This is a genomic window from Pseudomonas sp. WC1, from assembly GCF_050586565.1.
GTDB lineage: Bacteria > Pseudomonadota > Gammaproteobacteria > Pseudomonadales > Pseudomonadaceae > Aquipseudomonas.
The window spans coordinates 1-22,635 of the sequence record NZ_JBOBDQ010000028.1 but is presented as its reverse complement, the minus strand read 5'-3'; the positions used below and the strand labels follow the sequence as shown (position 1 = coordinate 22,635).

The window sequence follows — 22,635 nt, the reverse complement described above, 5'->3', positions numbered from 1 at the left end:
TCCTACAAAACTTGACCGCTGGCGTGCTGGCCTTCTGCTAAATATCTACTTGCTTTGATGATTTTCCCACTCATCTGGATAAGCAAGGGATCGCCAACGATGCGCATGAATTTGCCCGTCACCGAGCACGAAAGAACCTTTCCCCAAGACCAGCGGCTGATCTCCACCACCGACCTGAACAGTCGCATTACCTATTGCAACGACGCATTCGTGGCCATCAGCGGCTTCACCTACGACGAACTGGTCGGCCAGCCGCACAACCTGGTGCGTCATCCCGACATGCCGCCAGCGGTCTTCGGGCATATGTGGGACACCATCAAGCAAGGCAAGCCCTGGATGGGCGTGGTCAAGAACCGCGCCAAGAACGGCGATTTCTACTGGGTCAGCGCCTACGTCACGGCGGTGTACGAGAACGGCCGCATCAGTGGCTACGAATCGGTGCGCTCAGTGCCGAGTCGAGAGCAGATCCGCCGGGCGGAGCAGCTGTATGCCCGTCTGCGCGCGGGGCGTTCGCCGGTACCCCTGGCGGCGCGCCTGGGACACGGGATCGGCCACGGCTGGCCATTGATCGGCGCGGGCCTGCTCTCGGCCGCCGCCTACCTGTGGTTGCCGCCCTACGCGGCGCTGGGGGTGCTGATGGCCAGCCTGCTGGCGGCCTGGTACGTGGTCGAGCACCGGCAGAACCAGTCGATCCGTCGCACCCTCGAAGAGCACCCCAAGGCCTTCACCAGCCCGCTGGTGGCCCTGACCTACAGTGACAACCCCGGCCTGCAGGGCCAGCTCGACCTGGCCATCATCAGCGAAGAGGCGCGCTTGCAGACCGCGCTGACCCGCCTGGTGGATGCCGGTGTCGGGGTCAAGTCACGGGCCGCGCAGTCCGCCGGGCTGTCCGATGCCCAGGCGCAGATGCTCGACCGCCAGCGCAGCGAGACCGATCAGTCGGCCACCGCCATCGCGCAGATGGCGGCGACCATCCAGCAGGTGACCCATAACGTGCAGACCACCGCCCACGCCGCCAGCGACGCCGACCAACTGGCCCAGCAGGGCAGCGACCTGGCGCAGCAGAGCCTGCGCGCCATGGGCAGCATGAACGAGGCGGTCAGCGACATCGGCCAGGCGGTCAACGCCCTGGCCGAGCAGACCCAATCCATTGGCAGCGTGGTGGACGTGATCACCTCGATTGCCGAGCAGACCAACCTGCTGGCGCTCAATGCTGCCATCGAGGCGGCGCGGGCCGGCGAGCAGGGCCGGGGCTTCGCCGTGGTGGCCGACGAGGTGCGGTCGCTGGCGCAGCGCACCCGCGCCTCGACCGAGGAGATCCACCACATCATCTCCACCCTGCGTTCCGGTGCCGACCGCGCGGTGGCCAGCGCCAGCCGCGGGCAGCAGATCTCCAGCGACAGTGTGCACAGCGTCGAGGCGGTGCAGGAGGCGTTGTCGGGCATCGCCCAGGCGATCAGCCGCATCACCGGCATGAGCCAGCAGATGGCCACGGCATCCGAGCAGCAGAGCCATGTGGCCGAGGACATCAACCAGCAGATCGTACGCATCGCTCATTTGTGCGACGAGAGCGCGGGGCAGGCCAAGCAGGGCGCCGAGATCAGCCAGGACCTGGAGCGCATGGCGGAGTACCTGCACAGCCTGGCGGAGCGGTTCAACCGCTGATGCCCGTTGCCTTCATCGCCGGCAAGCCGGCTCCCACAGGGACAGTGCAAGGCTTGAGGTTTGCGCGGTCGGTGTGGGAGCCGGCTTGCCGGCGAAAGGCCCGCAAAGCGGGCCCAAATTTCCAGCCTGTGGCAAAATCCCTCCGCCAACGGAGACCCCCATGCCAAGACCCCGCTGCGAGCGCTGCCAGCGCCCGCTCGCCCATTGCCTTTGCGCACTGATCCCGCACCTGGACAGCCGTACCCGCGTGGTCGTGCTGCAACACCCCAGTGAAACCGCCCACGCCCTGAACACGGCGCGCCTGGCGGCCCTTGGGCTGGTCAATGCCGAGCTGCGGATCGGCGAGGTGTTCGATGACCTGGAGACCTTGCTGGCGACACCGGGTTATCGCCCGGTCCTGTTGTTCCCAGGTGATGAGGCAGAGGTCTTGCAGGCATACGGGCAGGGTGATGATCTGCCGTTGCTGCTGATCGTACCTGACGGTACCTGGCGCAAGGCACGCAAGATGCTCTACCTGAACCCGCAGCTGGAAGCGTTGCCACGGGTGACGCTGGGCGCGGTCCTGCCTTCGCGCTACCGGTTGCGCAAGGCACCTGAGCCGGGCGCCGTATCCACCCTCGAGGCGATCGTGCAGGCGCTGAACGTACTGGAAGCGCCTGCAGGCTTCGATGCGTTGTTGCGGCCGTTCGAGGCGTTGATCGACGGGCAGATCGCAGCCATGGGCGCCGAAACCTTCGAGCGTAATCACGGCCAGGGGTGATCAACTGGTTGGCCGTGCCGGCCTTATTGCGGGGCAAGCCCGCGCCCACTGATATCCAGATCGCGGTCAGCGCTCGCGCAAGGCCTCGGTCCGGGCCTTCATCACCGGCTTCAACAGATAGTCCAGCACGCTCTTCTGCCCGGTGATGATGTCCACCGTGGCGACCATCCCCGGGATGATCAGCAGCGGCTTGTTGTCGCCACCCAGATGGTTCTTGTCGGTGCGCACCTGGATCAGGTAGAACGCATTGCCCTTGTCGTCGGTGACGGTGTCCGCGCCGATCAGTTCCAGCTTGGCCCTGAGCCCGCCATAGATGGTGTAGTCGTAGGCGCTGAACTTGACCATCGCGGTCTGTCCAGGATGCAGGAACGCCACGTCCTGCGGCCGTACCTTGGCCTCGATCAGCAGGTTGTCCTCGATCGGCACGATCTCCACCAGGTCGCTGCCGGGCTGCACCACGCCGCCGATGGTGTTGACCTTGAGCAGCTTGACGATGCCGCGCACCGGCGACACCACGGTGGTGCGGTTGACCCGGTCGTCGATGGCGATGCTGGTGGCGGTGATCTTCGACAGTTCGGTGCGCTTGTCGTTGAGTTCCTTGGCGGCGTCGGAGCGAAAGCTCGCGTCCGATTCCTGGATCTTGCTGCGGATCTCGGCGATCGCCGCCTCGGCGCGGGGTATGGCCAGGTTGGTCGCATTCAGCTGGCCGCGCGCCTCGACGCTGCGCTGCTTGAGGCGCAGGATCTCCACCGGGGAGATGGCGCCCTTGCTCACCAGCGGCGAGGACATGTCCAGCTCTTGCTGCAACAAGCCCACCGCCGAGCGGTACTGGTCGACCTTGGAACGGAACTCGGCCAGCTCCTGAGTCTTCTGCCGCAGCTGTTCATTGAGGGTCTGCTTCTCGCTGGTCAGGCGGCGCTGGCGTGATTCGTACAGCGCGGCCTCGTCCTCGGCCACCTGCGGGGCCTTGGCGCGGACTTCGCTCGACAGCACGAAGGGGCGGCCTTCGGACTCGGCCGACAGGCGTTCCACCTGCGCGCTGAGTGCGTAACGGTCGGCCTCGCTTTCACCTTTGTTCGACTTGAAGCGCGTGTCGTCCAGGCGCAGGAGGGTGGCGCCCTTGTCGACCATCTGCCCCTCTCGCACGAAGATCTCGGTGACGATGCCGCCTTCGAGGTTCTGCACCACCTGCACCTTGCTCGACGGGATGGCCTTGCCTTCGCCGACGGTGACTTCGTCGAGCACCGCGAAGTTGGCCCAGACCAGTGCCACCAGCAGCAGGATCGCCGCCAGCCACACGGTCAGCCGTGACAGGCTGGGGGATTCCTGCAGGGTGGCGCCGGCCAGCTCTGGCATATAGTCGCGTTCGGCGCGGCTGTCGCCGCCCTGGAGGTAGCTGCGCACGCTGTGGCTGATGGGCATGTTCTACCTCCGATGCAGGCCGGGGCCCGCTCCCACAGGGATTCAAGAGTGTTGGTTCACAGCGCCGCGCCGATACGGCCCTTGCGCAGCGCGTCGATGACCGCATCCTTCGGCCCGTCGGCAACGATCTTGCCGTTGTCCAGCACCAGCAGCCGGTCCACCAGGCTGAGCATCGAGGTGCGGTGGGTGACCAGCAGCAGGGTCTTGCCGGGCACCCAGTTCAGCAGGCGCTGGCGCAGCTGTTCCTCGCTGCTGTTGTCCATGTGGCTGGTGGGCTCGTCGAGTATCAGGATCGGCGGCTCCAGCAGCAGGGCCCGGGCCAGCAGCACGGCCTGGCGCTGGCCGCCGGAGAGCAGCTGGCCGCGCTCGCCCACCGGGCGGTCGAAGCCTTGCGGGTGTTGGCGGGCCAGCTCGCTGACGCCGGTCAGTTCGGCCACCTCGAGCATGCGCGCGTCGCTGACGTGCCGTGCGCCGAGGGTGAGGTTGTCGCGCAGGCTGCCGGCCAGCAGCGGCAGGTCGTGTGCCACGTAGCCGAGCTGGCTGCGCAGGTCGCTGATATCCAGTTGGCGCAGGTCGAGGTTGTCCAGCAGCACCTGGCCTTCGTCGGGGTGATGGAAGCCCATCAACAGCCGGGCGAGGGTGCTCTTGCCCGAGCCGCTGCGGCCGATGATACCGATGCGTTCGCCCGGCTTGAGGGTGGCGCTCACGTCGTTGAGGGCTGGCGCCGTTTGCCCGGCATAGCGGAAGGTGGCGTGGTTGATGGTGATGCCACCTTGCAGCGCGGTGTGTTCCAGCGCCTGGTGCTCGGCCTCCCGCTCCTGGGGCAGGCTCATCAGGGCATCGGTGCTGCGCATGGTCAGCTGGGCCTGCTGGTAGCGGGTGATCAGCCCGGCGATCTGGCCGAGCGGGGCGAGCACCCGGCTGCCGAGCATGTAGCTGGCCACCAGCGCGCCGACACTGAGGTTGCCGGCGATGATGCTGTACACCCCGGCGACGATCGTCGCCATGCCGCAGAACTGCTGGATGAACAGGGTGCCGTTGCTGGCCAGCGACGACAGGTTGCGGGCATGGGCGTCGAGACGGGCGATGGCGCCGTTGGTGTGTTCCCACTGGTACTGGCGTTCGCTTTCAGCGCCGCAGGCCTTGAGGGTTTCCAGGCCGCCGAGGGTCTCGATCAGCAGCGCCTGGCGCACTGCGCCGAGGCTCAGGCTTTTTTGCACGGTGTCGCGCAGGCGCACCTGGATGAACAGCGCCAGGCCTACCGCCAGCGGGAAGGCGATCAGCGGGATCACCACCAGCCAGCCCCCGAGCAGGCCGATCACCAGCAGCATCAGGGCCACGAACGGCAGGTCGATGATGCTGGTCAGGGTCACTGCGGTGAGGAATTCGCGTAGCCCCTGGAAGTCATGGATGCTCTGGGCGAAGCCACCGATGGTGGTCGGGCGCGCCTTCATGCTCATGCCGGTGATGCGTTCGAACAAGGTGGCGGAGAGAATCAGGTCGGTCTTCTTGCCGGCCTGGTCCAGCAGGTGCGCACGGACCATGCGCAGCACCAGTTCAAAGGCGGTACCGATGAACAGGCCGGCGACCAGCACCCAAAGGGTGGACAGCGCCTGGTTGGGGACCACGCGGTCGTAGGTCTGCATGACGAACAGCGGCACCATCAGGCCCAGCAGGTTGATCAGCAGGCTGGCCAGCAGGGCATCACTGTACAGCCAGCGGGAGTGGCGCAGGGTGTCGCGGAACCAGGCGTTGACCCGCGGGATGAGCGGCGCGCGCACGTCCTCCAGGGTATGCCGTGGGCGGGCGAACAGGGCCTGGCCGCTGTAGGCCTCGGCCAGGGCTTCGCGCTCGACCCACTGCTCACCGCCTTCGGCCTCGCATGGCAGCAGCAATGCCCGGCCGTTTTCACCCCACCGTTGAAGCACGGCGCTGCGGCCGTCATTGAGGATCAGCAGCACCGGCAGGTTGAGCGGGGAGATGGCGTCCAGGGCACGCTGCAGTACACGAGCCTGAAGCCCGGCGCGCGCGGCGGCGCGGGGCAGCAGGCCCAGCCCCAGGCGCTGCTCTGCCAGTGGCAGGCCGCTGCACAGGCTGGCACGGCTGGCCATGCAGCCATGCAGCTTGCACAGGATCAGCAGGCCATCGAGCAACGGATCATCAACATCCAGGCGCGGTTGCGCGCTTTGCATACTGGTCACGATGGCCTACTCCTGCCGCGGTGGACGGGAAATGGGCGCTGGCGAAAAATCCCTTGTCTCGTCAGAACCTAACGCATGTCAGGCAATTTCGCCTCGTTGCGCACTTCGGTCTTGGCGATGGCTTCCGGCGGCAGCGAGATACGCTGCTTGCTCAGCAGCTCGCCCATGGTCGCCAGTACCCGGTACATGGAGAACTCTTCGGTATAGCGCACCTCGGTGTAGCGACGGTTGGCGTTGTACAACTCGTTCTCGCTGTCGAGCACGTCGAGCAGGGTGCGCTGGCCCAGGCCGAACTGGTCCTGGTAGGCGGCGCGCACGCGCTGGGTGGTCTCGGCGTACTCGCGGGCGCTCGGGGTCTGCTTGCGGGCATTGTTCATCGCGTTCCAGGCCAGGCTGAGGTTTTCGTTCAGCTCGCGCAGGGCATTGTTGCGGATGTCCATCGCCTGGTTGATCTTGTGCGCGTCCGACTGCAGGCGGGCCTTGTCGCTGCCACCGCGGAACAGGTTGTAGCTGAGCTCGACGCCGGCCTGCCAGTCATTGTTGTCATGCCCTTTCTGGCCGCCGAGGTTGTTGTTGGCACCGGTGGCCAGCACCGCGTCCAGGCGTGGGTAGAAGGGCGACTTGGCCACTTCGTACTGCTGCTCGGCGGAGCGCACATCAGCCTGCGCCGACTTGAGGTAGGGGTTGTTCTCCAGCATGCCCTGGCGGGCATTGAGCAGGTCGCCCGGCACTTCGCCCTTGATCGTGACGGGTGTTTCCAGTTCATCGGGCAGGCGCCCGACTACGCTGTAGAAGTTGGCCTCGGCGTCGGCCAGGTCGACCTCGGCGGTGTCCAGGTTGTTTTCGGCCAGGGCGCGACGGGCGCGGGACTGGTCGAGGTCGGCGGTGCTGCCCACGCCGCGTTCGCTGCGCAGGCCGATCTGGTCGTTGACCCGCAGGTGGGCCTGCAGGTTGTTCTTGGCCAGGGTTACCAGTTCACGGCGCTTGAGTACCTCGAGGTAGACCTCGATGGCACGCAGGGCGATGCTCTCGGCGGTGGCCTGGGTGTAGTAGGCACGCGAGGTGGCCACCGCTTCGGTGCGGGCGACCTCGTTGGAGGTATTGAAGCCGTCGAACAGCATCTGCCGCAGACGCAGCTCGGATTGGGTGTAGTTGAGCGTTTCCTTGTTGTGGTTACGCGTGCCGTCCGGGTTGAAGCCGCGGGTGTTGGTGTTGTCCGAACGTTGCCGGCCGTAGCCTGCGACCAGATCGACGGTTGGGTAGTACCCCCCGCGGGCGAACTTCACATCCTCGTCGGCCGACAGCCTGCTGTTGCGGCTGGCGCTGATCTCGGGATGCTGGTCCACGGCGTTCTGGACAGCCTCGGTAATCGACATCGCCTGACTGTTGGCACACGCCATGGCCAACAAAATCGCACTGGTGATGGGGGTTAAAGCGCGCATGGGGTACATCTCCCTGGTCTTGAATAATGTCCTGCTATTCGCCAAAAAAATGACGAAAAATTAGAATCAAACCGTTTCAGGTTTGTAACAACAGAGCTAAGAACATTTGTCGGGCGAGCTAAGAAGATTTTTTCATAAGATATATGCGAAAAAAAACTTATGCGGTCTAAGGAATCCGGGACATTGTTTCATTCAGGTGGTTACGGGAATTGGCTGGGACAGGCGATTTTCGGGCCTTGGTGAAAGTTCCAGATTTTTTGCAGCTAAGGAGACAGGGGAGGAAGGCGAAAGCGGAATTTGGCGACAAAAAAATGGCACTGAATAATGGCCATTCGCCCTGTTCACTATCGCGGCAGTCGTCACAGGGAGCGTGGTTTCTCACGAACGTGACAGCAGTGGTTCCAACAACCATGGCACTTGGACCGTTGCGCACATTACCCGGCACGCCTTGATCTGCGAAAAGCCCATCGGCAGGGGAGGCGTACGCTCATGGCTAAATTAGTCGGTGTGGTCGGCAAGGTAGTCGGCCAGGTATTCGCGGTGGGCGATGACGGTCATCGCCGTCTTTTGGTGGAAGGGGATCGCCTGTTCGCCGGCGAGCAACTGGAGACCGGGAGCGAGGGCGCGGTGGCGGTGCGCTTGCAAAACGGTGCCGAACTGACCCTGGGCCGTGGCAGCAGCCTGGAGATGACCCCCGACCTGCTGGCCGATCGCGCTCCTCATGTACAGGCGCCGGACGCGCAGCCCAGCAACGCCCAGCTCAGTGACGTCGAGCAACTGCAAAAAGCCATTGCCGCAGGCGCCGACCCCACGCAGGAAGCCGAAGCGACCGCGGCGGGTGGCAACCCTGGTGGCGTGTCGGGTGCGCTCGGTGGCGGCCACAGTTTCGTGATACTGACCGAGGTGGCCGGTCGGGTGGATCCCACCATTGGTTTCCCTACGGCGGGCTTCAACGGCTTCCCTTTGCTGGCCAATCTCGAGCTTGGTGGGCTCGATGGCAATGACGCGGCGCCCCTGCCGGCCGGCGCGCCACCCGCCGACAATCCGGTCAGCCTCACCGGCCTGGATGTCAGCCCGGCCGAGTTGATCCTGGACGAGGCGAACCTGCCCCAGGGCTCGGCCAGCAATCCTGCGGTCTTGACCCAGTCGGGCAGCTTCACGGTGATTGCCGCCGATGGCGTGTTCAACCTCAGTGTCGGTGGCATCAATGTGGTCACCGCAGGCGTGGTGACCGGCGTCGGCCAGTCCATCGTCACCGGGCTCGGCAATGTGCTGACCATCACGGGCTACAACCCGGCCACGGGGGTGGTGAGCTACAGCTACACCCTGACCGGCGCGGAACATCATCCGGACGGTGCCGGGACCAATACGTTGGGCGAGCAGTTCCCGGTGCTGGTCAGCGATACCGATGGCGATGTGGCCAGCGGCACGCTGGACGTGATCGTCCGTGACGACGTGCCACGCGCCGTGAACGACAGCAATGCCAGCACCGCTACCGAGCAGCATCTGGAACTCAGCGGCAATGTGCTGACCAACGATATCCAGGGCGCGGACCGCATTCCCAGCGGCCCGGTGGTGGCCGGTACCTTCGTCGGAACCTACGGCACCTTGGTGCTGGCCGCGGATGGTTCCTACACCTACACCCTCAATACCAACGATCCGGATTTCAAGAACCTGCACGGTGGCGGCAGTGGGGTGGAGAACTTTACCTACACCCTGAAAGACGCCGACGGCGACACCAGCACCGCGACCCTGACCCTCAACGTCAGCAACCTCAATGACCCGGTGACCCTCGGCGGGCTGGACGTCAATGGCGGCGAGCTGACCGTCTACGAGAAGAACCTGGCCGACGGCAGTGCGCCCAATCCCGGTGCGCTGACGCAGAGCGGCACCTTCACGGTGGCGGCGCCCGATGGCCTGCAGACCTTGAGCGTCGGCGGCATCACCGTGGTCAGTGGCGGCGTGGCGGCAAGTTTCCCGCAGTCGATCACCACTGCGCTGGGCAACACCCTGACCATCACCGGTTTCAACCCGGCCACGGGTGTGATCAGCTACAGCTACACCTTGCTGGACAACGAGAACCACGCCAGCGGCGACGGCGCCAACAGCCTGCCCGAGCACTTCACCGTCACCGCCACGGACACCGATGGCAGCACGGCCACTGGCTCGCTGGACGTGAACATCATCGACGACCTGCCCAAGGCCAATCCCGATGCGGCCAACGTCGTCGAAGGCGGCACGGTCAGCGGCAATGTGCTCGACAACGATACGTCCGGCGCGGACGTGCGGGCCGATGGTCGTTATGTGGTGGGTGTGCGAGCCGGCTCCGATACCTCGACATCGGCCAGTGGCCAATTGGGCGATCCGGTCCAGGGCCAGTACGGTTACCTGACCCTCGATGCCCAAGGCAACGCCACCTATCACGCCAACCCCAACGCCGTCGCTCCGGCGGGCGCCACGGATGTCTTCGTCTATACCGTGCGTGACAGTGACGGCGACGAAAGCACCACCACCATTACCATCGACGTGCGCGATTGCTCGCTGATCGCCGGGCCTGACAGCGAGGTCACGGTCTACGAGAAAGCGCTTGACCTGAACAAGGATGGCAACGACCTGGCCGGTGGCAATGTTACCGGCAGTGAACCGGGCTCCACCGGCGAGACGGCCAGCGGTTCGTTGGCCAGTTCCGTCAGCGGTGGCGTGGGCGGGCTGACCTTCACCCTGGTCGGCAACGCCACCGGCCAGTATGGCCAGATCCAACTGAATTCGGACGGCACCTACACCTACACCTTGACCTCCGCGCCGAACTCGCCGAATCACGTGAACGACGGCCCGAATGTGTTGACGGAATCCTTCACCTACCAGGTCAAGGATTCGCTCGGCAACACCACCACCAGCACCATCGTGATCAACATCGTCGACGACGTGCCCAAGGCTCACAGCGACTTCGCCAATGTCTACGAAGGCGGCACTGTCAGCGGCAATGTGCTGGTCAACGATGTGACCGGCGCCGATGTGCGGGCCGACGGGCAGTATGTGGTCGGCGTGCGTGCAGGCAGCGACACCTCGACATCGGCCACCGGCCAGCTGGGCAGCAACGTGGCGGGGCAATATGGCTACCTGACGCTCGACGCCCAGGGCAATGCCACCTATCACGCCAATCCCAATTCGGTGGCACCGGCCGGTGCCATGGACGTGTTCGTCTACACCATCCGCGATGCCGATGGCGACGAAAGCACCACCACGATCACCATCAACGTGCACGACAACTCCCTGGTCGCCTGCCCGGATGACACGGCCAAGGTCTACGAGAAAGCCCTGGACCTGACCAAGGACGGCAACGACCTGGCAGCGGGCAATGTCACCGGCAGCGATCCGCAGTCCAGTGCGGAAACCACCAGTGGTTCGCTGGCAGGCTCGGTCAGCGGCGGTATCGGTGGGTTGACCTTCACCCTGGTCGGCAATGCCACCGGCCAGTATGGCCAGATCCAGTTGAACAGTGATGGCAGCTACACCTACACCCTGACCTCGGCGGCGAACTCGCCCAATCACGTCAACGATGGCCCGAACGTGGTCACCGAGAGCTTCACCTACCAGGTCAAGGATTCGCTCGGCAACACCACCACCAGCACCATTGTGGTCAGCATCGTCGACGACGTGCCCAAGGCCCATAGCGATTTCGTCAATGTCTACGAAGGCGGCACGGTCAGCGGCAATGTGCTGGTCAACGACGTGGTTGGTGCCGATGTGCGTGTCGATGGGCAGTATGTGGTCGGCGTGCGTGCCGGCAGCGACACCTCGACCTCGGCCATTGGTCAGCTGGGCAGCAACGTGGCGGGGCAATATGGCTACCTGACGCTCGACGCCCAGGGCAATGCCACCTACCACGCCAACCCCAATGCGGTGGCGCCAGCCGGTGCCACGGACGTGTTCGTCTACACCATCCGCGATGCCGATGGCGATGAAAGCACCACCACCCTCACCATCGATGTGCACGACATTTCGCTGGTGGCCTGCCCGGACGAGACGGCCAAGGTCTACGAGAAAGCCCTGGACCTGACCAAGGATGGCAACGACCTGGCTGCGGGCAACGTCACCGGCAGCGACCCGCACGCCACCACGGAAACCACCAGCGGTTCACTGGCAGGCTCGGTCAGCGGCGGTATCGGCGCCTTGACCTTCACCCTGGTCGGCAATGCCACCGGCCAGTATGGCCAGATCCAGCTGAACGCGGATGGTTCCTACACCTACACCCTGACCTCGGCGCCGAACTCGCCCAACCACGTCAACGATGGCCCGAACGTGGTCACCGAGAGCTTCACCTATCAGGTCAAGGATTCGCTCGGCAACACCACCACCAGTACCATCGTGGTCAGCATCGTCGATGACGTGCCCAAGGCCCATTGCGACGTGGCCTCGGTCAAGGAGGGCGCCAGCGTCAGCGGCAACGTGCTGGACAACGATGTGGTCGGCGCCGATGTGCGTGCCGACGGGCAGTACGTGGTCGGTGTGCGCGCCGGCTCCGACACCTCGACCTCGGCCATCGGCCATGTCGGCGACACCATCGTCGGCCAGTATGGCTACCTGACCTTGGACAGCCAGGGCAACGCCACCTACCACGCCAACCCCGACAGCGTGCCGGCCGCCGGCGCGACCGACAGCTTCGTCTACACCATCCGTGACGCCGACGGCGACGAGAGCACCACGACCATTCGCATCAATGTGCAGGACAGCAAACTGGTGGCGTGCGAGGACAACGACGTCACCGTGTACGAAAAAGCGCTGGACCTGCACAAGGACGGCAATGACCTGGCCGCCGGCACCGTCACCGGCAGCGAGCCGGGTTCCACTGGCGAGACAGCCTCTGGCAGCCTGGTGGGGTCGGTCCAGGGCGGCGTCGGCGCACTGACCTACAGCCTGGTCGGCAATGCCGTGGGCCAGTACGGGCAGATCCAGCTCAATGCCGACGGTTCCTACACCTATACCCTGACCTCGGCGCCGAAGACCCCGGGTGGTGCCAACGACGGCGCCAACACCGTCAACGAGTACTTCACCTACAAGGCTACCGACGCCTTGGGCAACAGCGTCACCAGCACCATTGCCATCAACATCGTCGACGATGTGCCGACGGTCCAGTGCGCGGTGCGCAGCATCACGCCCGGCCAGGTGGACTCCAACATCCTGCTGGTGGTGGATGTGTCCAGCAGCATGGCGGCAAGCTCCGGCGTGCCGGGGCTGACCCGTCTGGAACTGGCCAAGCAGGCGATCAATGCCTTGCTCGACAAGTACGACGAGATGGGCGACATCAAGGTGCAGATCGTCACCTTCGGCACCGGTGCGCAGGTGCAGACCCCGGTGTGGGTCACGATCAGCGAGGCCAAGAACCTGATCGCCGGGCTCAGCCCAGGCGGCTCGACCTACTACGATTCGGCAGCGACCAAGGCCCAGGAAGCCTTCGCCACCACGGGCAAGCTGGTGGGCGCGCAGAACATCAGCTACTTCTTCTCCGACGGTGAGCCCACCAATGGTCATGCCATGACCGCGCCACGGGAAGCCGCCTGGGAATCCTTCCTCGACAGCAACGGCATCAAGTCCTACGCCATCGGCATGGGCAGCGGCGTCAACGAGGGCAACCTCGACCCACTGGCCTACGACGGCAGCAGCCATACCGACACCAACTCGGTGGTGGTCACCGACCTCAGCCAGCTAGGCGCGGTGCTCTCCGGCACGGTGCAGGGCGCACCGATTACCGGCAGCCTCATGAGTGGCGGTGATTTCGGGGCTGATGGCGGCTTCATCAAGGCGCTCCTGGTCGATGGCACCACCTACACCTACGATCCGAAGGCCAATGCTGGGCAGGGCGGTTACGCGGCCAGCGGCGGCGTGGACAAAGCCACCTTCGACACCGTGAGCAACAGCCTGAACATCAAGACCGGCCTGGGCGGCACCCTGGTGGTGAACATGGACAGCGGCGAGTTCACCTACACGCCACCGAAGGACAACGGCAGCGGCCAGGTGGAGAAGTTCGGCTTCACCGCCAGCGACAACGACGGCGATACTCGCAGTGCCAGCCTGACGATCAACATCAACAGCAATGGCGCGCCGGTCGCTGGTGCCGACCACATCATCACCAATATCAAGGGCGCCACCCTGATGGTGCCGGCAGAGGCGCTGCTGGCCAATGACCGCGATCCGGACCACGACACCCTGAGTGCCGCGCCGACCACCTTCAATACCAACTTCGCCGACAAGGGTGCGGGCTTCACGGTGGGCACCCAGGCACAGACCATCAAGTTCGATGCCACCGCCAGCAAGGCCGAGAACCAGCTGCGCGATCTGGCCCGCAGCGAGTTCACCAGCCTCAACGGCAGCATGACCGCTGCCCTGGTGGTGGCTGGTTACCTGGGCTCGATCAGCACCGCCAATGCCAACGACGAGGACACCCTGACGGTGACCCTGCGCAAGGGCGAAACCCTGACCCTCGACCATGACCGGCCCGCGGGCAACCTGCTGATGGAGTGGAAGGATGCCGGCGGCAGCTACCAGTCCATCGTCGACGGCGGCAGCTTCACGGCCACCCATGACGGGGTGTACAGCATCCATGTGATCAATACCGAGAACGCCGCTGGCAACAGCAAGGCTGCCGAGAACTACAAGCTGAGCCTGGTGGTGGACTACAGCAATGCCAGCAACGAGGACTATCACGGCAGCTACACCGTCAGCGACAACCATGGCGGCAACGGCAGCGGAGCGGTGGATATCACTTACCAGGCCGGCAACACCCTTACCGGCACCGGCGGTGACGATGTACTGCTGGCCGGGGCCGGCGATACCACCCTCAACGGTGGCGCCGGCAATGATGTGCTGGTGGCGGGGGCGGGCAACAACAGCCTGCACGGTGGTGATGGCGACGACCTGCTGATCGTTGGTCCTGGCAACGACCTGCTCGACGGCGGAGCCGGCAATGACACTGCCAGCTACGCCAAGGCCACCGCCGGCGTGACCGTGGACCTTGGCCATGTCGGGCAGCAGAACACCGTCGGTGCCGGGCTGGACACCCTCAGCGGTATCGAGAATCTGATCGGCTCGGACTACAACGACACCCTGACCGGCAATGACGGTGACAACCTGCTCAACGGCGGCGTGGGCAACGATGTGCTCAAGGGCGGTGCCGGCAACGACATCCTGATTGGCGGGCCGGGCAACGACACGCTCACCGGCGGCAGTGGCAATGACAGCTTTGTCTGGCAGAAGGGCGAGACCGGGCACGACACCGTGACCGACTTCACCCCGGGCAGCGATCGTCTGGATCTGTCGCAACTGCTACAGGGCGAGAACGCCACCAGTGCGTCGCTGGACGACTACCTGCACTTCAAGATCAGTGGCACCGGCACCAATGTGGTGTCGACCATCGAGGTCAGCAGCGTCGCCGGCGCGGCGCCGACCCAGACCATCGACCTGGCTGGGGTGGACCTGGCGCAGCATTATGGCGTTTCGGCCGGGGCAGGGGGGCTGATCGCGGCCGGGCATGACACCGCGACCATCATCAACGGCATGCTCAATGACCACTCGTTGAAGGTGGATACGGTGTAAGCCAGCAGCGCATCGCGGGGCAAGTCCGCCCCGCGATGGCGTCACTGTGGCCGGTGCAAGGTCTTCTGCTTGAGGATCCAGGCACTGACCAGTACCGCGCTGGTCAGCATGAACGCCCGCGCCCAGAACAACGGCACCAGGTAGCAGGACAGCCCGATGCTCGCCCACATCAGGCCGATCGCATACACCTTGCCCTTGAGCGGGATCCCCTCACCGCTGAGGTAGTCGCGTATCCACGGTCCGAGTTTCGGGTGGTTCACCAGCCAGTGGTGAAAACGCGGCGAGCTGCGGGCGAAGCAGGCCGCCGCCAGCAGCAGGAACGGGGTGGTGGGCAATACCGGCAGGAAGATCCCCGCCACCCCCAGCGCGACGCTGAGCCAGCCGACGGCCAGCAGCAGGTAGCGCACCACCTCGGTCAGTGGTGGCGTGGCTTGAGCAGGGCGGGCTTCTCTTCGGGGGCGTGCAGCAGCAGGAACAACGCGCTCAGTGCCTCGGGGATCTGCACGATCATGTCGTCCTGCAGGTTGGCGTTGCCGGCAATGTCGGCAAACTCGGGTTGTTCGTCGAACAGGCCCGAGCCGACCATGATCGGCAGCAGCATTTCGCTGACTTCTTCCTCGGCGTTCTCGAACCAGGCCTCTTCACGCAGGAACACGCCCTCCATGAAGCCGATGCACCAGCCGCGCAGGTCGGAGTCGTCCGGCTCTTCGGTCAGGTCAAGCTCACAAGGCAGGTCGAATTCCTCGTCGCTGGCCAACTGGCGGGCGATGTGCCCCTTGAGCGCGACCAGGGTGGCCTCGATCTCGGTGCGTTGGGCATCGCTGGCGTAATGGGGTTCTTCGGCGAACAGCGCATCGATCCATTCGCGTTCTGGAACTTCTTCAGAGCAGATCGACAGCGCGGTCAGGTAGCCGTGGGCGGCGACGTAGTCCAGCGCTTCTTCGTGCAGCTCATCGGCGTCGAGGAAGGCTTGCAGGCGGGTCAGTTGCTCGGCGAAGGACATTACAGGGCTACCTTGGGGAATAAACGATGCTGAATTCTAGCACCTTGCGGCGCTCGCGGGGCAAAGGGAACGTCCGTCACCGGGGCATGCCGGGGGGCGCGGCAGTCGGGTATACTCCGCGGTTTTTCGTGCCAGGTGGCGTTTTGCGGCCATCCGGCAAAAACCGCTTACGCATTCGGTGTGTGCGCGGCGGATTTATCGTCCAGCCTGAGTCCAGGATGGTACGGCGATTTTGGAGTGGCAAATGCTCGAACAGGCTCAGCGCGTCCTCAAGGATGTCTTCGGTTACGACAGTTTCCGCGGGCGCCAGGCAGCGATCATCGAATGTGTGGCGGGCGGCGGCGACGCACTGGTACTGATGCCCACCGGTGGCGGCAAGTCCCTGTGTTTCCAGGTGCCCGGCTTGCTGCGCCCCGGCTTGACGGTGGTGGTGTCGCCGCTGATCGCGCTGATGGACGACCAGGTCGCCACCCTCGACGAGCTGGGCGTGGCCGCCGCTGCGCTGAACTCCACGCTCAGCGCCGAGCAGCAGCGCGACCTGGCCGGGCGCCTGCGCCGCGGTGAGGTGAAAATGCTGTACCTGGCCCCCGAGCGCCTGGTGCAGCCGCGCATGCTGGACTTCCTGCGTGGCCTGGACATTTCCCTGTTCGCCATCGACGAGGCCCACTGCGTCTCGCAATGGGGCCACGACTTCCGTCCGGAATACCTGCAACTGGGCCAGCTTGCCGAGCTGTTCCCCCATGTGCCGCGCATCGCCCTGACCGCCACCGCCGACATGCGTACCCGCGAGGAGATCGTCCAGCGCCTGCACCTGCAGGGCGCCGAGCGTTTCCTGTCGAGTTTCGACCGACCGAACATTTTCTACCGCATCGTGCCCAAGGAGGCGCCGCGCAAGCAGTTGATGGCGTTCCTCGGCGAGCGGCGCGGCAACGCCGGCATCGTCTATTGCCTGTCGCGCAAGAAAGTCGACGAGACCGCGGCCTTCCTCTGCGAGCAGGGCTTCCCGGCGTTGCCGTACCACGCCGGCCTGGCTGCGGAGACCCGCGCCGCCAACCAGCATCGCTTTCTCAACGAGGAAGGGCTGATCATGGTCGCGACCATCGCCTTCGGCATGGGTATCGACAAGCCCAACGTGCGTTTCGTCGCTCACCTCGACCTGCCCAAGTCGCTCGAGGCCTATTACCAGGAGACCGGCCGTGCCGGCCGTGACGGCCTGCCGTCGGACGCCTGGATGGCCTACGGCCTGCAGGACATGGTGATGCTCAAGCAGATGCTGCAGAACTCCGAGGGCGACGAGCGGCATAAACGCATCGAACAGCACAAGCTCGACGCCATGCTGGCCCTGTGTGAGGAAACCCGTTGCCGTCGCCAGTCATTGCTGGCCTATTTCGACGAGGTGCTGGAGCAGCCCTGCGGGCACTGCGACAACTGTGTCGACAATGTGCAGACCTGGGACGCCACCGAGCCCGCGCGCCAGGCCTTGTCGGCAGTGTTCCGCACCGGCCAGCGCTATGGTGTCGGCCATCTGGTCGATGTGCTGTTGGGCAAGGACACCGAGAAGGTGCGCAATTTCGGCCACGAGAAACTGTCGGTGTTCGGCGTCGGCAAGACGCTGGCCGAGGCCGAATGGCGCTCGCTGTTCCGCCAGTTGGTGGCGCGTGGCCTGGTGGACATCGACCTGGAAGGCTATGGCGGCCTGCGCCTGTCCGACAGCTGCCGACCACTGTTGCGCGGTGAGGTGAACCTGCAACTGCGCCGCGACCTCAAGCCGCAGACCGCGGCCAAGGCGTCCGGCGGCAGTGGCGGCAGCCCGGCCAGCCAGCTGGTGCGCGCCGAGGAACGCGAATTGTGGGAGGCGTTGCGCACCTTGCGGCGCAAGCTGGCCGAAGAGCACAGCGTGCCGCCTTATGTCATCTTCCCCGACTCCACCTTGCTGGAGATGCTGCGCAGCATGCCTACCAGCCTCGGCGACATGGCCCAGGTCAGTGGTGTCGGTGCGCGCAAGCTGGAGCGCTACGGCCAGGCCTTCCTTGAGGTGCTTAATGGCGCCGGTGGCACCGATGAAGCGCCGAAGGTGGTGCTCGACCTACGCCACGAACTGGTCAGCCTGGCCCGCGCTGGCATGACACCGGCACAGATCGCCGGGCAACTCAACTGCACTGAGAAGAACGTCTACAGCTTGCTGGCCGAGGCCATCGGCCGCCAGGAGCTGAGCCTGGAGCAGGCACTGGACCTGCCCGAAGAGCTGATGATGGAAGTGCAGGACGCCTTCCTCGACGGCGAGGGCGAGCTGCCTGCGGTGTCCGCTGTGGCACCGCTGTTCGGCCAGCGGGTGCCGGAAGGTGTGCTGCACTGCGTGCGGGCGGCGCTTGCCGTGGAGTTCGGTGTGTGATTGCCGGCATTTGTGCCATTTGCTGACCTTTGTCATACCCTTACATGATTATCAGTCATTTCCGTGGCGTCGAACCTTGCCTGATCGGTCGGGCCATGGTTAGCTGGCTAATAATTAGTTCTATTCATTGAGTTACTTATGCCCCTGACCGACAACCAACACCGCTTCGGCATGCAGCTGGCCCAGATGTCCCGAGGCTGGCGCGCCGAGCTGGATCGCCGCCTGGCCGGGCTCAACCTGTCGCAAGCCCGTTGGCTGGTGCTGCTGCACTTGGCCAGGTTCGAGGAGGCGCCGACCCAGCGCGAGCTGGCCCAGAGCGTCGGCGTCGAGGGCCCGACCCTGGCGCGCCTGCTCGACAGCCTGGAAAGCCAGGGATTGGTGCGCCGCCAGGCGGTGATGGAAGACCGTCGGGCCAAGAAGATCCTGCTGTGCCCGCCGGCCAAGCCGCTGATCGACCAGATCGAGACCATCGCCAATACGTTGCGGCTCGAGTTGTTCACCGGGGTCGATGAGGCCGACCTGGAAGTGTGCATGCGCGTGCATGCGAAGATTCTCGATAATCTCGAGAAGTCCTGACAGCAGCTGCAAGCTTCAAGCTTCAAGAAAAAGCGGATCTGTGTACCTACGCGATCCGCTTTTTCTTGGGGCTTGAAGCTTGCCGCTTGCCGCTTAGAAGGTATGCCCCAGGTTCAGGTACACCGCCTTCTCATGCGCATCGTTGGCGCCATAGCTCAGGTTCAACGGCCCCAGCGGCGTTTCCAGCCCCAGGAAGATACTCGCTGCATTGATGTAGCCGCTGTCGAATTCGTTGTCGTTGTTCCACGCCCGCCCGCGCTCCAGCGACCCGCCCAGGTACAGCGGGAAGTCCAGGGGCAGGTAGGCCCGTGGCGTCAGGCGGCGGTAGTAGACCATGCGCAGCAGGCTCATGTTCTGCCCGGAGATCGAGTCCTGGCGAAAGCCCGATAGCTGGCGTGCCCCGCCGAACACGAAGCTTGAGGTGACCACCTCGGCATCGTCCAGGGTGCGCCCGTAGCGCCCGCCCAGCACCAGGGTGTTCGGCCCGCTGCTGATGGCCTTGTCCAGGTTGAACAGCCACTGCCGGTAGTTCTGGTCCGAATCCAGCGACTTGTCGTACTTGCGCACGGTCAGGCCGATGTCTTCGCCGCTGTGCGGGAAGTAGACGTTGTCGAAGGTGTCGAAGGAGTACTTGAGCTCGTAGAAACCCTCGTTGAAGCTGACCTTGGGCAAGTCCTGGTCGCCAATGCGCACCTCGGCGTTGCCCCAGGCCTTGCCCGCGCCCAGGCGCACCTCGCCGTAGGTACCGATCTGCCGCCCGACATTGAGCCCGAAGCCGTAGCGTTCTAGGCGATATTCGGCCACCGGGTCGTTGTCCAGGATGGCCTCCACATTCTGCGAGCCCAGGGCCAGATAGGGGGCGATGAAGTAACGCGAGCCCACGTCCAGCGGCTGGTAGAACTCGCTGTACAGCTCCTGGTCGTCGCCGATCTGGGCCCGGGTCAGCCATTCGCCGCCGAGCCGGTTGATGCCGTTGACCCGGTAGCTGGCACCAAGGTTGAAGGCGCTGTCGCCGCGCAGGTCGTCCGACAGGTTTAGGCCCAGGCGCAGGTAATCGGTACCGCCACGCCGGCCGCGGGCGCTGATCACCAGGGTATGTTCATCGCCCTTGTGCGCGACGCGGTATTGCACCTGGTCGAAGTAGTCCAGCCCGTAGAGGGTGCCCATGTCGGTCTGCAGGCGGCCGAGGTCCAGCGGCTCGCCTATCGGTTGGCGGATGTAGTAGCGGACCACGTCGTCGCTGACCTTGGAGTCGTTCTCCACCTTGATGGCCGTGATGATCGGCGTGCGTTGTTTCGGCGAGCGCGCCACCGCCAGGTTGCTGTCGCCCTCGGGCTGGCGCAGCGCCGCCAGGCGCGGATCGAGGGCGCGGGTGGCGCGGTAGCCGGCATCGATCATGTCCTGGGCGCGGCCGAAGTCGGTGACGCCGAACGCGGACAGCGGCGGCTGGACGAGAATGTCTTCGTGGCGCAGGCTGGCCAGTTGCTCCTCGGAGTTGCGCCGGGTCATCAGGGTGATCGACTGGTTGAGCACATCCACCACCGTGGCCAATTGCTTGCGGTTGCGCAGCGGGGTGCCGATGTCGACAACGATAGCCATGTCCACGCCCATCTCGCGCACCACGTCCAGCGGGATGTTGTCGGTCATGCCGCCGTCCACCAGCAGCCGGCCGTCCAGTTCCACCGGGGCGAACACTGCCGGGATCGACATGCTGGCGCGGATCACCTGCGGCAGGTGGCCGCGACGGAAGATCACTTTCTCGCCACTGGTGATGTCGGTGGCAACGGCGCGAAATGGGATCGGCAACTTGTCGAAGTCGCGCACGTCGGCGGCATGGGCCAGCTTGCTTTCCAGCAGCAGGGCGAGGTTCTGGCCCTGGATCACGCCCAGCGGCAGGCCCAGGCTACCGTCGTCGCGAAAGCTCAGCTTCTGCTTGACCAGGAAGTCGCGGTCGTCCTGCTTGCGCCGGAACGGCACGTCCTTGCGCGGCGGGGCGTCGGACAGGGCCTGTTGCCAGTCCAGGGTGGTGGCCAGTTTCTCCAGCTCGGCGATGCTGTAGCCCGAGGCGTACAGGCCGCCGACCACCGCGCCCATGCTGGTGCCGGCGATGGCGTCGATGCGCACGCCCTGTTCCTCCAGGGCCTTGAGTACGCCGATATGGGCCAGGCCGCGGGCGGCACCGCCCGACAGCACCAGGCCGATTTTCGGCCGCGCCGTTTCCGCGGCATGCAAGGTGATGGAAGTGAGCATCAGCAGGAGGCAGAACAGCAGGCGGCGCATCGTGAGTCTCAAACCAGAGGGTAAAGACCGCTAGTATAAGCGGCCCTTCCTACGGAGTTCCCCGACATGGCCGACAGCAAGCCACAAATTGTCATCACTTATTGCACCCAGTGCCAATGGCTGCTGCGCGCCGCCTGGCTGGCGCAGGAGTTGCTCAGCACCTTCGCTGACGACCTCGGCCAGGTCGCCCTGAAACCTGGTACCGGCGGGGTATTCCGCATCACCTGCGACGGCGTGCAGATCTGGGAGCGCAAGGCTGACGGCGGCTTCCCCGAGGCCAAGGCGCTCAAGCAGCGGGTGCGTGACCAGATCGATCCGCAGCGCGACCTGGGTCACAACGATCGCTGATCAGGCGCTTTCGGCCACGGACTGCCGGGTGGGTTGCTCGGCGGCCAGACGGCTGGACAGGACGATGGCGAAGATGATCAAGGCACCACCGGCGAGCATGCGCAGGGTTGGCTGTTCGGCGAACACCACCCAGGCCACGGCGATGCCATAGACCGGCTCCATGCCGAACACCACCGCGGCGGTGCGCGCCTTGATCACCGCCAGGCTGGCGACGAACAGGCTGTGGGCGACGCCGGTGCAGAAGATGCCAAGCAGGGCGATCCACAGCCAGTCCATGGGCGCCACGGCAGTCAGGCCCGGCGCGGCGAACGGCAGCAGGCACAGGCTCACCACCAGGTTCTGCCACAGCGCCGCCTGCACGGCGGGCAGGCGCCCGGAACCGGCACGGTTGGTCAGCGACAGCAGCGAGAACAGCAGGCCTGAGAGCAACGCCCAGAGCAGCCCGCCGGTGGCCTCGCTGGCCAGGTCGAAGGCGGGGGTGACCAGCACCAGGCCGATGCTCACCAACAGCACCAGCACAGCCTCGTTGCGGCGGATGCGTTCACGGAACAACAAGCCTTCGAGGATCACCGTGAAGGCTGGGAAGCTGGCGAAGCCGAGGGTGGCGATGGCCACGCCGCCGACCTTGACCGCGATGAAGAAGCTCACCCAATGCCCGGCCAGCAGCACACCCCCCAGCAGCAGCCGGCGCAGGTCCTGGCCGCGCAGTGGTTGCCAGGCCTGGCGCGCCAGGCCGGCGAACAGGCCCAGGGCCAGGACGGCGAACATGGCCCGGCCGAAGACGATGATCGTAGGACTGGCACTGGCGGCCAGTTTGCCGAAGACGCCGGTCAGGCCGAAGAACAGCGCGCCGATATGCAGGGCGCCGAGGGCGGTGCGGTGGTTCATGGTGGTCCCTAGAGTGTGAGGTTTCCTTTACCGGCCCTGGGGGGGAAGAAGAAAGAAAAAAAAGA

13 protein-coding genes and 1 pseudogene are annotated in these 22,635 nt (G+C 65.0%); 7 read left to right on the top strand and 7 right to left on the bottom strand.

What is annotated here, in order from left to right:
• Window positions 1-57 precede the first annotated feature (57 nt).
• From ACQ4OD_RS14420 to ACQ4OD_RS14410, 3 genes and pseudogenes are all read left to right on the top strand, one after another.
• Window positions 58-408: pseudogene (locus ACQ4OD_RS14420) on the top strand (PAS domain-containing protein); the annotation flags it as partial.
• 228 nt (window positions 409-636) lie between these two features.
• Window positions 637-1,665, top strand: a complete 1,029-nt coding sequence (locus tag ACQ4OD_RS14415) for a methyl-accepting chemotaxis protein (RefSeq protein ID WP_371041529.1) — start codon at window positions 637-639, stop codon at window positions 1,663-1,665.
• A 160-nt stretch (window positions 1,666-1,825) separates the two neighbouring features.
• On the top strand, window positions 1,826-2,425 hold the full coding sequence (locus ACQ4OD_RS14410) for a tRNA-uridine aminocarboxypropyltransferase (RefSeq protein WP_198754032.1): 600 nt from the start codon (window positions 1,826-1,828) through the stop codon (window positions 2,423-2,425).
• Between the two features lie 66 nt (window positions 2,426-2,491).
• On the opposite strand, the gene ACQ4OD_RS14405 is transcribed toward ACQ4OD_RS14410, so the two are convergent.
• From ACQ4OD_RS14405 to ACQ4OD_RS14395, 3 genes are all read right to left on the bottom strand, one after another.
• Window positions 2,492-3,847 (bottom strand): HlyD family type I secretion periplasmic adaptor subunit, encoded by a 1,356-nt coding sequence (locus ACQ4OD_RS14405; RefSeq protein ID WP_198754033.1) that lies wholly within the window; start codon window positions 3,845-3,847, stop codon window positions 2,492-2,494.
• A 56-nt stretch (window positions 3,848-3,903) separates the two neighbouring features.
• Entirely contained in the window at window positions 3,904-6,039 is a 2,136-nt protein-coding gene (locus ACQ4OD_RS14400) for a type I secretion system permease/ATPase (protein WP_198754058.1), read from the bottom strand.
• Between the two features lie 77 nt (window positions 6,040-6,116).
• Window positions 6,117-7,490: a TolC family outer membrane protein gene (locus ACQ4OD_RS14395; protein ID WP_102684321.1), complete on the bottom strand. Its 1,374-nt coding sequence runs from the start codon at window positions 7,488-7,490 to the stop codon at window positions 6,117-6,119.
• Between the two features lie 489 nt (window positions 7,491-7,979).
• Between ACQ4OD_RS14395 and ACQ4OD_RS14390 the strand changes: the two genes are divergently transcribed.
• Entirely contained in the window at window positions 7,980-15,083 is a 7,104-nt protein-coding gene (locus ACQ4OD_RS14390; RefSeq protein ID WP_430944479.1) for a retention module-containing protein, read from the top strand.
• Window positions 15,084-15,124: 41 nt separating this feature from the next.
• Here the strand turns inward: ACQ4OD_RS14390 and ACQ4OD_RS14385 are convergent, their stop codons facing one another.
• Window positions 15,125-15,490 carry a YbaN family protein gene (locus ACQ4OD_RS14385; protein WP_110701035.1) on the bottom strand — a complete coding sequence of 122 codons (366 nt, stop codon included), beginning with the start codon at window positions 15,488-15,490 and terminating at the stop codon, window positions 15,125-15,127.
• Between the two features lie 8 nt (window positions 15,491-15,498).
• Window positions 15,499-16,086: a YecA family protein gene (locus tag ACQ4OD_RS14380; protein ID WP_023630694.1), complete on the bottom strand. Its 588-nt coding sequence runs from the start codon at window positions 16,084-16,086 to the stop codon at window positions 15,499-15,501.
• A 244-nt stretch (window positions 16,087-16,330) separates the two neighbouring features.
• Here ACQ4OD_RS14380 and recQ point away from each other — a divergent pair, with 244 nt between their 5' ends.
• Together recQ and ACQ4OD_RS14370 are read left to right on the top strand one after the other, a co-directional pair.
• Complete coding sequence (gene recQ / locus ACQ4OD_RS14375) at window positions 16,331-18,478, top strand: DNA helicase RecQ (protein WP_102684305.1); 2,148 nt, start codon at window positions 16,331-16,333, stop codon at window positions 18,476-18,478.
• Window positions 18,479-18,616: 138 nt separating this feature from the next.
• The gene (locus ACQ4OD_RS14370; protein ID WP_430944478.1) at window positions 18,617-19,054 is read left to right on the top strand and encodes a MarR family transcriptional regulator; all 438 of its coding nucleotides are present in this window, start codon (window positions 18,617-18,619) and stop codon (window positions 19,052-19,054) included.
• Between the two features lie 93 nt (window positions 19,055-19,147).
• On the opposite strand, the gene ACQ4OD_RS14365 is transcribed toward ACQ4OD_RS14370, so the two are convergent.
• A complete protein-coding gene (locus ACQ4OD_RS14365) occupies window positions 19,148-21,334 on the bottom strand; it encodes a patatin-like phospholipase family protein (RefSeq protein WP_198754035.1) in 2,187 nt (728 codons plus the stop codon).
• A gap of 66 nt (window positions 21,335-21,400) precedes the next feature.
• Here ACQ4OD_RS14365 and ACQ4OD_RS14360 point away from each other — a divergent pair, with 66 nt between their 5' ends.
• Window positions 21,401-21,682 (top strand): SelT/SelW/SelH family protein, encoded by a 282-nt coding sequence (locus tag ACQ4OD_RS14360; protein ID WP_430944477.1) that lies wholly within the window; start codon window positions 21,401-21,403, stop codon window positions 21,680-21,682.
• Here the strand turns inward: ACQ4OD_RS14360 and ACQ4OD_RS14355 are convergent, their stop codons facing one another.
• Window positions 21,683-22,570 carry a DMT family transporter gene (locus ACQ4OD_RS14355; protein WP_430944476.1) on the bottom strand — a complete coding sequence of 296 codons (888 nt, stop codon included), beginning with the start codon at window positions 22,568-22,570 and terminating at the stop codon, window positions 21,683-21,685.
• Window positions 22,571-22,635: the final 65 nt, after the last annotated feature.